Genomic DNA, 12,171 nt, shown 5'->3' on the forward strand with positions numbered 1-12,171 from the left:
ACTCTATCGTTCCCAATCTCTTCGAGGATGAGCCCCACGGTTACGTGGCATTTCCATGGTGGCTAATGCGTCTTTAAAGTATTCCTGAAGTTTTGATGCAATCGGTGGAAGTTTACGTCCGCTTTGTTCAATGAGTAATAAACGTTCAGTCAACTTTTCCACGAGTGGCCGAAAGATAAGCTCGTTATTCCGAATCTCTCGTTCGATTCCAAGCCGGCTTTTGAACATGAGGCCGGCCCCGTCCCGCACTAACGCTTTCAACGTCTCCACCGAGTTACACATGATAAACGGTTCGAGGTCGATGTTCTGTTGCGACAGAGCGTCGTTGACGACGGACGTAACTGAGATAGAGGTTGTAGCAAAACAAATCGGATAGTGCGCGCAATCCACGACCCTGATCGATTTCTTTGAGGCCAATGGATGATCAGGGCGCATAACCACGCCTATCTCAAGTTCGGCCGAAGCGATGCGACGCACCCCACGAGTTATCGGCGAATTAAACGACACGCCAATATGGGCCTCGCCTGACGCAACCAGGGTTGGTATGGCAGCCGAGGGAGCAACGGTGATGGAAAAGGTGATGTGGGGATAACTCTTGCCGAATTCAGTGAGCACTGTTGAAAGTAGATCAATTGCCACCCCCTCAATGACCGCAATAGAGACTCGTCCTCGGCGCAGGCCTCGCAAATCCTCGATCTCGGATCTGGTGCGCTCCAGATCCTGCAGTGTCCGTCGGATATGTTGAGCCAGTATCTCGCCGGCGGCCGTCAAGCGTAAGCCAGATGCATGACGTTCATAGATCGCCGTGCCGAGTTGCTCCTCTAGCAACAGTATCCGCCGGTCGATTGCGGAAGGGGTGACATGCAAGGACATCGCCGCTTTGCGGATCGAACCAGTGCGCGTGACTTCGTCAAGATATTTCAAGGCTCGGCTATGCAGGTGCATGGGGGGCTCCTTTCATGCAATGTGGCGTCCAGTCGGGATGGGTGTATACAAAAAGTGGACACCCGAGACTAAAAATTGCGCTTTTAATCGACACCGAGTCCGCCCAATATTGCCCTACCGAAGCTCAGATATACAAGGATTTCAATATGAAATCGGATACCTCGATCCTGCGGGGGGCACACGTCATAGACCCCAAGCAAGGAATCGACGCCATTGCTGATGTTGTCGTCGCGAACCAGCGTATCGAATTCGTTGGTGATGCATCGCACGTTGATGGCGAAGTGCTTGATTTGACCGGCCATTATCTATCGCCTGGCTGGATTGACATTCACGTTCATACATACGGCACGCTTGGTTTTTCGGATCCCGACGCAATTGGTGTCTACCAGGGGGTTACCACCTTTGTGGATGCGGGAGGCGCAGGTATCGGTGTGCTCGACGAGTTCGTCGCAACAATGGATGGTCTCCATACGAGCCTTTACGCTGGTCCGTTCGTGCGTCCACTCGGGTTGATCGCGTTAAACTTCCTTGAGGGTGAGATACGTAGCTTGGGAAATATTCCCCTGTCCGAATGGGTGGATTTCATGAAGCAGAAGCGAGGCATGCTCCGCTATCTCAAATGCAACGCGATGGGCAACTATGGGCCAGGGTCGCTCAAGATCTCGAAGGGGCTGGCGCAGGTTCTTGGCGTACCCCTCTACATGCACATTGGGGAGTTTCAGCAGCACAAGGTCGAAGAGACTCTGGCTATGGAGGCTTTCCGGATTGCAGAGCCGGGTGACATGATTACGCATGTCTATCACGGAAACATGGGGAAGGTAGTCGACGACCACGGCAAAGTCCTCGATCTTGTCCGTCGAGCGCAGGACCGGGGCGTGCTTTTCGATATTGGTTTCGGTGGCTACAACTTTGCCTGGAAAGTGGCTGAGCAGGCGTTCAGTCAGGGATTACTGCCGGACACCATCAGCTCCGATCTGCAGCAGTTCAACGTTGTCACCCCGGTCAAGTCTCTGGCGAACGTGATGACGGCAATGATGATCTTGGGAATGGGCTTGTACGACGTGATCTCAAGAGTGACCGACCGAGCCGCGCGGGCTATCTCCTTGCAGGATGAGGCAGGTACTCTCGCTCCAGGTATGCCCGCGGATATCACGGTGTTCGACCTGGTCAAAGAGCCCCTTGTGGTAACCGACTGCATTCTGCATAAACGCACAGCTTCCGCGTATCTGAAACCTCTGATGGCGTTCAAACACGGGCAGCGTTTCGACTGTGACATGGAACGAGCAAAGAAAGAGAGTAACTGGCTGGTCCAGTACTCTGACGAAAAGGTTCCACAAAGGGCGAAGTGGCTAACTGCTCCACAGAAACAATTTCTGAGTGATCTGGTCAATGCGCTTGCTCACGTGGAGTGGAGTATCACACCAGAGGAAGAATTCGATTACGACAAAGCATTGGAGCTACAGCGAATCTTCCATTTGGTTAGGAAACGCCACGTTTTGACGCTCAAGGCCTGTTTGGATTCACTCTATTCCAGTTTCACCGATCACCAATTCCCGATACAGGCTGGGCTATTCATCATGTGTCAAGAGCGCGACTTCTTCTTCTCGCGTATTCGCGAGATCCTTGCCAACCAAGCTTCTGCTGAGATCCTGTGAACTGCGAGCAAGCACATAGTGCTGATGCTGAATGGGCTATAGCATCACCGGTACCAATTGGTGACCTCAAGTTTCCGCTGCGCGTGAAGATCGGTGATGAGACGATCGTGATTCACCGGACCAAGGCCGGTTTCCGGGCGGTGGATAGAGGTTGCCCACACCAGGGCGCTTCTTGGACGCAGGGGGACCTCATTATGAACGAATCTATGATCAAGTGTCCACTCCATGCCTTTACTTTCCGACTCTCCGATGGAAAAGGCGTGAACTGTCCTGGATTTCGGATCAAGGTTTTTGATGTGAGGGAAACCGACGGACTGCTCTATGTTCGAATCCCAAAAAAGGTTGTCGTGAAGGATGCTTAATCGATTTGATTGCATCTTGCTACGGGAAATTGGCCTCGTGATCGATCTTTTTCGCTTATTCCGATAAGCGCAAAGCGAACCACGTCGAGCGTCCACATGCCTGGTTGCATAACTTCCGCCGCCTGCGTATTCGCTTTGAACATCGTGGGGACATTCACGATGCGTTCCCCAAACTGGACTGTTGCTTGATCTGCGGAACATTCTTCAGCGAGTTCAACAGCGTTTATAAAAACCGTCTCTTACTACACGTTTCTTTTGCCATGAACGTTGTCGTCTCCCGTATTGAGGATGTCGCTGTCGACATCCGCGCGTTCGAATTCACGCCGCTCGACGGACAATCATTGCCCGGTTACGAAGCGGGCGCGCATATTGACATCTGTCTGCCGGGCGTAGTCCGTCAGTACTCGCTATGCGGCCGTCGAGAAGCCACTGGCGCTTATATGGTCGCGGTTCAGCGCGATGCCGCGTCGCGAGGCGGATCAATCGCGATGCATGCGCTAAGGGTTGGCGACGTGCTGCGCATTGAAGGTCCGCGCAATCACTTTCCGCTCGAGGCGGCCGCTACGGAGTCGATCCTGTTCGCCGGTGGTATTGGCATCACGCCGCTGCTCGCGATGGCCGAACATCTTGCCGCGCTGAACTCATCGTTCGAGCTTCACTATTGTGTGCGGGAGCGCTCGCGTGCCGCGTTTCGTGACCGGCTGGATTCGCCGGCGTTGCGCGAGCGTTCATTTCTGCATGTCGACGCGGAGCGGGGAAGCCCGGCGCTCGATGCGGCGCTTGCGATGGGTGCGCCCGCGCCGGGAAAGCATCTGTATGTCTGCGGCCCGGGCGGGTTCATGACCCATGTGCTGACTACCGCGCAACAGGCAAGATGGGACGACGCGCATCTTCACCGCGAATATTTCAGTGCGCCGGCGCAAGCGTCCGACGCCGCTTCGCCGCACGACGCGTTCAACGTGCGGCTCGCGAAAAGTGGTCGTGTCATTCCGGTCAGCGCGTCCCAGACCGTCATCGAGGCACTTGCCGCGCATGGGGTCCGCCTCGAAACGTCGTGCGAGCAGGGAGTTTGCGGTACCTGCCTGACACGCGTGCTCGAGGGCGAGCCCGATCATCGCGACGTGTACCTCACGGAAGCGGAGCGGGCAGGAAACGATCAGTTTCTGCCGTGTTGTTCGCGCTCGCGCACGCCGGAGTTGGTGCTCGATCTGTAAGCGGCTGCGCGCTCCAGCGCGGGAGATGTCGCCCTACTCGACCTTCGAGCGCGTCCTCTCGTCGGCCAACGGCTGATGAAGCGCCGTCTGCTGTCGCTCGCCTAAGGCCTGCTGCTCGCGCAGTTGTTTAGTCGCGGCACCCGCCTCGGCAACGAACCGCACGTTGTCCTTGTTCAATTGACTGATCGATGATGGGCGCTCCTTCTGCGGCCCACCCCCGGAAGCTACTCAAAGAACAGCGCGGCGAGGCGAAGTCCCTTGCCGGCCACAGTTATATTTTTTTCGACAAAATTACTGGAGAATCCATGAAGCCTCTCGTCCACCGTACGCTAAAAACCGCAGTCAAATTCACAGCCCTCGCTAGCATATTCGGGTTGTTGGTCACAAATTCAGCACATGCGCAATCAAGCGTGCGACTGTATGGTTTGGTCGACGAATGGGTTGGCGAGCAGAAATTCCCGGACGGCAAGGGTGCAGCGGTGGTGTCGGGCGGTGGTATGGCCACCTCTTACTGGGGTTTGGGTGGAGTGGAGGATCTGGGCAACGGCTACAAGGCGATCTTCGCTTTGGAAGGCTTCTTCCGGGCTCAGAACGGCGCGTACGGCAGCTTCACGGGCGACACGTTCTTTTCGCGTAACGCGTATGTCGGTATCGCATCGCCGTACGGCATCGTCACGGCCGGACGTCTGACGACACCGCTATACGTCTCGACGATCCAGTTCAACCCGTTCGTCAACTCGTACACGTTCTCGCCGATGGTCAAGCATACGTACCTCGGCCTCGGCTCCTTTCCGACGTACACCACCGACATGGGCGTGGTCGGCGGCTCGGACTGGAACAACGCGGTGGAATATTCGTCGCCGAACTTCAATGGCTTGAGCGCCAACGTGGTGTATGCCCTCGGCAATACGGCGGATGAGAACGGTGCGAAGAAGTGGAGCGCTCAGTTCCTCTACTTCCATGGTGCGTTCGCGGCAACCGGCGTGTATCAGTACGTGAACTTCAACGGCGCCCCGGGCGACCTGACCAGCCTCGCGCAGAGCGTCGGGCTCGCGGGCATGAAGAGCCAGAGCGTCGCTCAACTGGGTGCGACCTATGACCTGAAGTACGTCAGGTTCTTCGGTCAGTACATGTACACCGACAACGCGCAGGACACCGGCAGCTGGCACGTGAACACCGCACAGGGCGGCCTCACGGTTCCGGCGGGCCTGGGCTGGATCATGGCGTCGTTCGCGTACTCGCGCGACGGCGGCGGTCTGGACCAGACGCGTCAGACGACGTCAATCGGCTATGACTATCCGCTATCCAAGCGCACTGACGTCTACGCAGCTTACATGTACGACCACCTCAGCAACCAGACTTCGGGCGACACGTACGGCGTAGGTATCCGCACGAAGTTCTGAATCTCACAGAACGACTTCTGCAATCGGCTTCTCGAGTCCGTGCGTCGAGTGTCCGTACCGACTGACAGCGAGGGGCCATCTTCGAACTAGGTACCGGATGAATCAAATTTGCAAACATGGATGGTTGATCGGGCATATCCAGCGCCGTCGCCTCGAGCAGCTGTCAAATCGCTGTGATGTGCAGCACAACGCCGGGCAGACGGCAGCTCAGATGCTTGTGGCCGACCGATTTCCCCCCAAATTTTTTACGACAACATGGAAACACCGTACAGGACTGGAGAATCACGATGAAGATAACATGGCTGAATGCGCCACGAGTCGCCCGTTTAGCACTTGTGCTGTCAGCAGCGATTGGTGCATCAGGCGCTTCGGCAACCGACGCCCCCGGCGTCGCATTTGTCTACCTTGGCAACCCGGGAGACGCCGGCTGGACCTACGGGCATGACCAAGGTTCGAAGGAAGTCGAAGCGAAGTTCGGCAACAAGATCAAGATCACACGCGTGGAGAACGTGCCGGAATCGGCCGACTCGGAGCGCGTGTTCCGCGATCTGGCAAACAAGGGCAACAAGATCATTATTGGCTCGACCTTCGGCTTCCAGGATTTCGAACTGAAGGTTGCGAAGGATTTCCCGGACACGGTGTTCCTGCACGCAACCGGCTACAAGAAAGCGCCGAACTTCGGCACCTATGCCGTGCGGATGTATCAGGGAGCGTACCTCGCGGGCGTCGCCGCAGGCTACGTGACGAAGACCAATACGCTCGGCTTTGTCGCGTCGGTGCCGATTCCCGAAGTGGTCCGCAACATCAACGCGTACACGCTCGGCGCGCGCTCGGTGAATCCGAAGATCCATACCAAGGTCATCTGGATCAATAGCTGGTTCGATCCGGGCAAGGAAAAGCAGGCGGCGGAAACGCTGATCGGCCAGGGCGCCGACGTGCTGCTGCAAAACACCGATTCGAGCGCCACGCTCGCAACCGCTTCGGAAAAGCACGTGCATGCGTTCGGCTGGGATTCGGACATGAAGAAATTCGGCCCCGACGCGCACCTCGGTTCGGTGGTCGCGCATTGGGGCGTGTACTACACCGCGGCGATCCAGCAGGTGCTGGACGGCAAGTGGAAGAACGATCCGGTGTGGTGGGGCATTCCGCAGAAAGGGGTTAGCCTAGATGACCTGAACACGTCGGCGCTTCCGGCCAATGCGCTGAAGGACGTGGCGACAAAGCGCGACCAGATCGCGAGCGGCAAGTGGGATGTGTTCACCGGTCCGCTCAAGGATCAGGCGGGCGAAGTAAAGGTGCCGGCCGGCAAGACGCTCAGTGATACAGACCTTCAGCGCATCAACTGGTACGTCGATGGCGTCGACGGTTCACTGCCGAAATAGACGTTGGAGTTTCGGGACTGCTTAGGCCATCCCGGCGCTTCCTGCTGATTGTCTGAATCGTCGCGATGTCCAGTCGCGGGGCCACCACTGCACGGATCGTCGAATAGGCACCGGTCGATGAGCGCCGTCATTGCGTCATCGGATGATCGGCGCGTAGCCGCTGCATGACGCTGCTCTGCCCGCAGGGGAAGTAGCGTGGTCGGGACGCTCATAAAGGTCCCCTTTCAACTGACCGGTGAAGGCTCGGGCGGCCAAACAACCAGGGCAAACGACTGCGGACTCCGACGCGGCCGCCGAGCCTGGCGACGATTCGGAGCCGATGGAGCACGCCGAACTCGGCGCACGCCTATCGGTCGTTTGACCGATGCCATCAAGAAAGGCCGAATGCCATGATCTCTACCAACACAGGATTCTTGTCGCGATGACGCTGGTGTGATCCTGCCGACAGCTCATCGCGACGAGAGCCTGGCGCGTCGTTCAAGGCGACGCGGTCGACAAAATTTTGAAGGAGTTCCAATGGCTGATCATCTTTCAGATACCACCCGCCTTCAGGGTGAGCAGTGGCTCAAACACTATTATTTTATCCGTGCCGCATTTTCTGTCGTGTGGGTCGCGCTCGCGTTCGCCATCGGGCAGCATGCCACGGCGATCGGAGCAGCACTGCTCATCGTCTATCCCGTATGGGATGCGCTGGCTAACTATGTCGACATGTCGCGTAGCGGTGGGATGCGCGAAAACCCTACTCAGGCTTTCAACGTCTTCGCTAGCGCGGTGATAGCGATTGCGGTGATTGTAGTATTGAGCGTCAACACAAGCCTGGTCCTTGATGTATTCGGAGTCTGGGCCATTCTGTCCGGATTGCTTCAGCTCGCCACCGCCGTTCGCCGCTGGAAGCGCTTTGGTGCGCAATGGGCAATGATTTTGAGCGGGGGCCAATCGGCGCTGGCGGGCGCGTTTTTTATCGCGCAGGCCCATGCATCAGTGCCTCCGGCGATTGTCAAAGTGGCTGGCTACGCAGGTGTCGGCGCGATCTATTTTCTTGTCTCCGCGTTGTGGCTATCGGCCGGCCAACTGCGGCGCAAGTTTGCATCGACGCATTAAATGACCGGATTATCGTGGCCGTATTTTGCAGGTGCTGCGATTTGGCGACGACTACAAGGTCAACGCTGGCATAAGTCGAATAGGCTGCTGAGCAATGGTACGTCTTACGTGTTAGCGGCGTGGTGCTGCAACCCTCGGTCGCCGCCTCTCGCTTGCGCTCTCATCCGATTGATGTCGATACAGGTGCGCCCCTATGAATTTAACAAGATGACCGGTGGCTGTACCGCTGAAGCGGTCGTTCCGACCGCGCGTGTTGGAGTAACGGCTCCGGGTCGACTTCGTCGGGTGCAACCACTGCACTTTCAGACTACCCGCCAAAGACAACACCCAGAAATCCCAGGCGTTAGACTTTCAGCACAGGCTGTAACCGTAACCGCTAGAATTGCGGCTTTAGCCCGGAATACGCCAATGTCTTTTGCCTCGCTTGGCCTGATCGATCCCTTGCTGCGTAATGTGCAGGACCTCAATTACCAGACACCTACGCCGGTGCAGGTCAAGGCGATTCCTGCTGTGCTCAGTGGCAAGGACGTCATGGCTGCGGCACAGACCGGCACTGGCAAAACGGCGGGTTTTGCGCTGCCGCTGTTGCAACGGCTGGTGCAGCACGGCCCCGCGGTGTCCAGCAACCGCGCGCGTGCTCTGGTGCTGGTGCCCACGCGTGAACTGGCCGAACAGGTGCTGCAAAGCTTTATCGCTTACGGCAAAGGCCTCGACTTACGGTTTCTGGCCGCCTACGGCGGTGTGAGTATCAACCCGCAGATGATGAAGTTGCGCAAAGGCGTGGATGTGCTCGTTGCCACGCCGGGCCGTTTGCTAGATCTCAATCGCCAGAACGCAGTGCAGTTTGATCAAGTCCAAACGCTGGTGCTGGATGAAGCCGACCGCATGCTGGATCTGGGCTTTGCGCGCGAACTCAACGCCGTCTTTGCTGCGTTGCCCGCTCAGCGCCAGACCCTGCTGTTCTCTGCCACGTTTACGGATGATATCCGCGCCATGGCGGCCGGCATTCTGCGCGGCCCGGTCAATATCAGCGTCAGCCCACCCAATGCCACGGCCGGCAAGATCAAGCAGTGGGTGGTGCCGGTGGATAAAAAGAACAAGCCTGACCTCTTCATGCACCTTGTGGCTGAGAACAACTGGGAGCACGCGCTGGTGTTCGTCAAAACCCGCAATGGCGTGGATTACCTGGCGGCCATGCTGGATGAAGCGGGCTATGCGGTCGACACCATCCACGGCGACAAACCGCAGCCCGCGCGCCTCCGTGCGCTGGAGCGCTTCAAGACGGGCGAAGTACATATGCTGGTAGCCACCGATGTGGCTGCGCGCGGGCTGGATATCGACGACCTGCCGCTGGTGATCAACGTTGATCTGCCGATCGTGGCGCAAGACTATGTGCACCGTGTTGGCCGTACCGGCCGCGCGGGCGCCAGCGGCGCGGCGGTGTCCCTTGTGTGTGCCGATGAAGCGCCGCAACTGGCCGCGATTGAAGCGCTGATCCGGCAAACGCTGCGCCGTGAAGAAGTGCCGGGTTTTGAAGCCGAACACCGCGTGCCGCAAACTAGCGCGACGGGCCAGATCATCAAGAAACCCAAAAAACCTAAGAAACCGAAAGTGCCGCAAGCTACGCCTGGTGCCGTGCAGGTGCCCAGCAAAAAACCGCGACCGCAGAGTGGCGAAAACAAACGCAAGCCTGCGGCGCAGCGCGCTGTGGCCTCGGGTAAAGGCACAAACTTGTCCAGCGGCAACCCATTCAGCGTGCAAAAGCCACGCAGCAAACCCGCCAGCAAGCCAGTTGCGGATTCACGTAAGCCGGCTGGCAAACCCGCTGGTGGCCGCGGCAAACGCCAACCCTGATCCATGGGGATGAGTAACGCCAGGCCCTGGAACAGGCTGGCGGTTTGCGGCCCGCTGACGGGCAGCGGCGCGGCTGCGGCGTGCATCAGGTCGGCGGGTAACGGCGCACTGAATCCCGGATCGATAACAACTTCGGGGCCGAGCGGACGTTGAAATCGCGCGCAGCGAGCGTTCGATCGAGGTCGTCTCTGGTGAATGTGTCCGCTTCTCAAACGAAAGCCGTCATTTGATTCCCTCAACGCGAACTACCGCCTTGAGTCGGGTACGGAACTCCAGACCAGGTCGGCGGCCGCGCTTTGCAGCGCTGACCTCGTACTTCCGAATTCGGCCCGGAGTGTGTCAAAACGCGAAGGAGAAACGATTCGGGAGGTTTCCTGCGGGGTCGTGGCTTGGTAGCTCTCGCAAGGCTATGGCGGTCTGCCTTTCGCGTGCTCCGGTTTGCCGGGAACAGCGCCACGTCGCGTCTAGGAGGGCAGTCGAGTTTTCTGCTGGCCCTTAGGCCCGAATAGCTTTCATCAGCGCGACCGCGCCGAGTAGCTTGATCGTTCGCTTCATGTTGTACGCCTGCACGTGCAAGCGATTTCCGTGGCCACACGGTTGAGTGTTCTGGTCAGGAAATGGGTGGCTCCCATCCACGACTTGATCGTGCCAAATGGATGCTCGACCGTTCGGCGGCGGATGAACGCTCTCTTCACCAGCGAGATGGAACTCAACGGGTCGAGCACAATGGTCCAGAGGATGATGGCGCTTTGCCACGACGCACTCTGAACACGTTTCGAGCTCAAGCTCGTAGCAACTGCTTTCAAGTCGCGGGCAACAGCGACTGCGCTTGCTCCGCGCCGAAATCTCTACATATCACGTTGGGAAAAGCGGCCGCAGTTGGACATCTGTTTGAGGGCCTTGGAGGCTACGCTTAATAGACGAAGCGCGCGGCGATGACTGGCGTCAACGTCGCCGCGCTGGTCGCACGTTTAGAACTGTTGGAACATCTCCTGCACGCGAGCAGGGTCGTTCGTCACCGTCAGCGCGAGCATCAGGAGAACGCGAGCTTTTTGCGGGTTGAGGTTGTCGCCGAGAAGACCGATATAAGCCGAGTCTTCGGGGACATAGCCACTGCCGGTTCGCGACGAGCGGACCACGACGACTCCTTTATCTACAGCCTTCTTGATAGACGGCAGCGTGAGAAGAGACTCGCTACCCGCGCCGACGCCCGCCACGACGATGCCGCGAGCGCCGTGAGCCACCGCAGCGTCATACATGTACCCCCCGTCGTTCTGGTGCCCATAGACGATGTCGACTTCCGGCAGAGAATCCAACTTCGATACGTCGAACGGAGTCTGCGTTGTTTGCAGCTTGGCTACAGCTGTTTCGAAGTGCGGCACCTGGTCAATCAACGTGCCGATAAATCCATCGTCCGAACTCTTGAACGTGTCGAGCGTGTTCGCGTTCGTCTTCGTCGTATATCGAGCCGAGCCGATGCGGTCGTTGAGGACAATTAGTACGCCACGTCCTCTCGCAGTTGGGGAGGCGGCAACTGTTACGGCTTGAAGGATATTGCTGGGACCGTCGGCGCTAATTGCTGTCGACGGGCGCATCGAGCCAGTGAGGACCACCGGCTTGTCACTTTTCACCACCAGGTTGAGGAAGTAGGCCGTTTCTTCGAGCGTATCTGTTCCATGCGTGATGACCACGCCAGCGATGTCAGGTTGAGCAAGAAGTGTATTTACCCGCTTGGCCAGCTTCAGCAAAATTTCATTAGTGATGTTCTCGCTGCCGACGTTCGACACCTGCTCGCCAGACACCCGCGCCACCTTTCCAAGCGACGGAACGGACTTCAATAGAACGTCCGCAGTGAGGACGCCGGACTTGTAGCCGGTGGTTTGCGTTTCGCTCGCGCCGGTTCCAGCGATAGTGCCACCCGTCGCCAGCACGGCGACATGGGGCAGCGTCGTCTGTGTTTGATTTTGAACTTGCGCTATCGCCGTTCCTGACGAAATAAAGCCAAATACCAAGGCCGAACAGAAAAGATTCCTGTACTTGCTCATCTGAGCACTTATGTCTCGCACCATGAACTCCAGATTCAAAGTGTAAATGTTGCCTGCGCCTCCGCGGATGACGCGGGAGAGGATAATCGGACCTTGGGACTGCCGGCATTACCACCTCTGGGGACACCGGAACTCGATTAGTTATCGGTCCAATGGCAAGAGTTTAGTGACCAACAGAACAAAGCCAATCGGGGTTTCCTGATTATTAAA

At 57.7% G+C, this 12,171-nt stretch carries 10 protein-coding genes and 2 pseudogenes; 8 read left to right on the forward strand and 4 right to left on the reverse strand.

From position 1 onward, the window contains the following. Window positions 1–3: 3 nt before the first annotated feature. Entirely contained in the window at window positions 4–945 is a 942-nt protein-coding gene (locus P0D96_RS25915) for a LysR family transcriptional regulator (protein ID WP_408316151.1), read from the reverse strand. Window positions 946–1,091: 146 nt separating this feature from the next. Between P0D96_RS25915 and P0D96_RS25920 the strand changes: the two genes are divergently transcribed. The 4 genes and pseudogenes from P0D96_RS25920 (at window position 1,092) to P0D96_RS25935 (ending at window position 4,176) form a co-directional block, all read left to right on the forward strand. Then, the gene (locus P0D96_RS25920) at window positions 1,092–2,600 is read left to right on the forward strand and encodes an amidohydrolase family protein (RefSeq protein ID WP_408316153.1); all 1,509 of its coding nucleotides are present in this window, start codon (window positions 1,092–1,094) and stop codon (window positions 2,598–2,600) included. After that, window positions 2,597–2,962, forward strand: coding sequence for a Rieske (2Fe-2S) protein (locus P0D96_RS25925; RefSeq protein WP_132380096.1), 366 nt, complete (start codon window positions 2,597–2,599; stop codon window positions 2,960–2,962). Before P0D96_RS25920 ends, P0D96_RS25925 begins: the two co-directional genes overlap by 4 nt. An 83-nt stretch (window positions 2,963–3,045) precedes the next feature. Continuing rightward, window positions 3,046–3,168, forward strand: a pseudogene (locus P0D96_RS25930) (IS5/IS1182 family transposase); the annotation flags it as partial. Window positions 3,169–3,222: 54 nt separating this feature from the next. After that, entirely contained in the window at window positions 3,223–4,176 is a 954-nt protein-coding gene (locus tag P0D96_RS25935; protein ID WP_408178676.1) for a PDR/VanB family oxidoreductase, read from the forward strand. 33 nt (window positions 4,177–4,209) lie between these two features. Here the strand turns inward: P0D96_RS25935 and P0D96_RS25940 are convergent, their stop codons facing one another. Next, window positions 4,210–4,353, reverse strand: a complete 144-nt coding sequence (locus P0D96_RS25940; RefSeq protein WP_408178675.1) for a hypothetical protein — start codon at window positions 4,351–4,353, stop codon at window positions 4,210–4,212. A 128-nt stretch (window positions 4,354–4,481) separates the two neighbouring features. Here P0D96_RS25940 and P0D96_RS25945 point away from each other — a divergent pair, with 128 nt between their 5' ends. From P0D96_RS25945 to P0D96_RS25960, 4 genes are all read left to right on the forward strand, one after another. Then, window positions 4,482–5,579 carry a porin gene (locus tag P0D96_RS25945; RefSeq protein WP_408178674.1) on the forward strand — a complete coding sequence of 366 codons (1,098 nt, stop codon included), beginning with the start codon at window positions 4,482–4,484 and terminating at the stop codon, window positions 5,577–5,579. 287 nt (window positions 5,580–5,866) lie between these two features. Then, the gene (locus P0D96_RS25950; RefSeq protein WP_408178673.1) at window positions 5,867–6,961 is read left to right on the forward strand and encodes a BMP family ABC transporter substrate-binding protein; all 1,095 of its coding nucleotides are present in this window, start codon (window positions 5,867–5,869) and stop codon (window positions 6,959–6,961) included. A 516-nt stretch (window positions 6,962–7,477) separates the two neighbouring features. Next, window positions 7,478–8,062, forward strand: coding sequence for a DUF308 domain-containing protein (locus P0D96_RS25955; RefSeq protein ID WP_342960633.1), 585 nt, complete (start codon window positions 7,478–7,480; stop codon window positions 8,060–8,062). A 408-nt stretch (window positions 8,063–8,470) separates the two neighbouring features. Next, window positions 8,471–9,916, forward strand: a complete 1,446-nt coding sequence (locus tag P0D96_RS25960) for a DEAD/DEAH box helicase (protein WP_408316156.1) — start codon at window positions 8,471–8,473, stop codon at window positions 9,914–9,916. Window positions 9,917–10,411: 495 nt separating this feature from the next. Here P0D96_RS25960 and P0D96_RS25965 read toward each other — a convergent pair. Next, window positions 10,412–10,596: pseudogene (locus P0D96_RS25965) on the reverse strand (transposase); the annotation flags it as partial. 291 nt (window positions 10,597–10,887) lie between these two features. Beyond that, a complete protein-coding gene (locus P0D96_RS25970) occupies window positions 10,888–11,961 on the reverse strand; it encodes a type II asparaginase (protein WP_408316158.1) in 1,074 nt (357 codons plus the stop codon). Between the last annotated feature and the right edge of the window lie 210 nt (window positions 11,962–12,171).

The sequence above is a fragment of the Paraburkholderia sp. RL17-347-BIC-D genome (assembly GCF_046027915.1).
Taxonomy (GTDB): Bacteria; Pseudomonadota; Gammaproteobacteria; order Burkholderiales; family Burkholderiaceae; genus Paraburkholderia.

Bases quoted from the DNA above. Each gene is read 5' to 3' on its own strand.
- P0D96_RS25950 (WP_408178673.1), top strand. From the start codon at position 5,867: ATGAAGATAACATGGCTGAATGCGCCACGAGTCGCCCGTTTAGCACTT.
- P0D96_RS25955 (WP_342960633.1), top strand. From the start codon at position 7,478: ATGGCTGATCATCTTTCAGATACCACCCGCCTTCAGGGTGAGCAGTGG.
- P0D96_RS25920 (WP_408316153.1), top strand. From the start codon at position 1,092: ATGAAATCGGATACCTCGATCCTGCGGGGGGCACACGTCATAGACCCC.
- P0D96_RS25960 (WP_408316156.1), top strand. From the start codon at position 8,471: ATGTCTTTTGCCTCGCTTGGCCTGATCGATCCCTTGCTGCGTAATGTG.
- P0D96_RS25915 (WP_408316151.1), bottom strand. From the start codon at position 945: ATGCACCTGCATAGCCGAGCCTTGAAATATCTTGACGAAGTCACGCGC.
- P0D96_RS25935 (WP_408178676.1), top strand. From the start codon at position 3,223: ATGAACGTTGTCGTCTCCCGTATTGAGGATGTCGCTGTCGACATCCGC.
- P0D96_RS25945 (WP_408178674.1), top strand. From the start codon at position 4,482: ATGAAGCCTCTCGTCCACCGTACGCTAAAAACCGCAGTCAAATTCACA.
- P0D96_RS25970 (WP_408316158.1), bottom strand. From the start codon at position 11,961: ATGAGCAAGTACAGGAATCTTTTCTGTTCGGCCTTGGTATTTGGCTTT.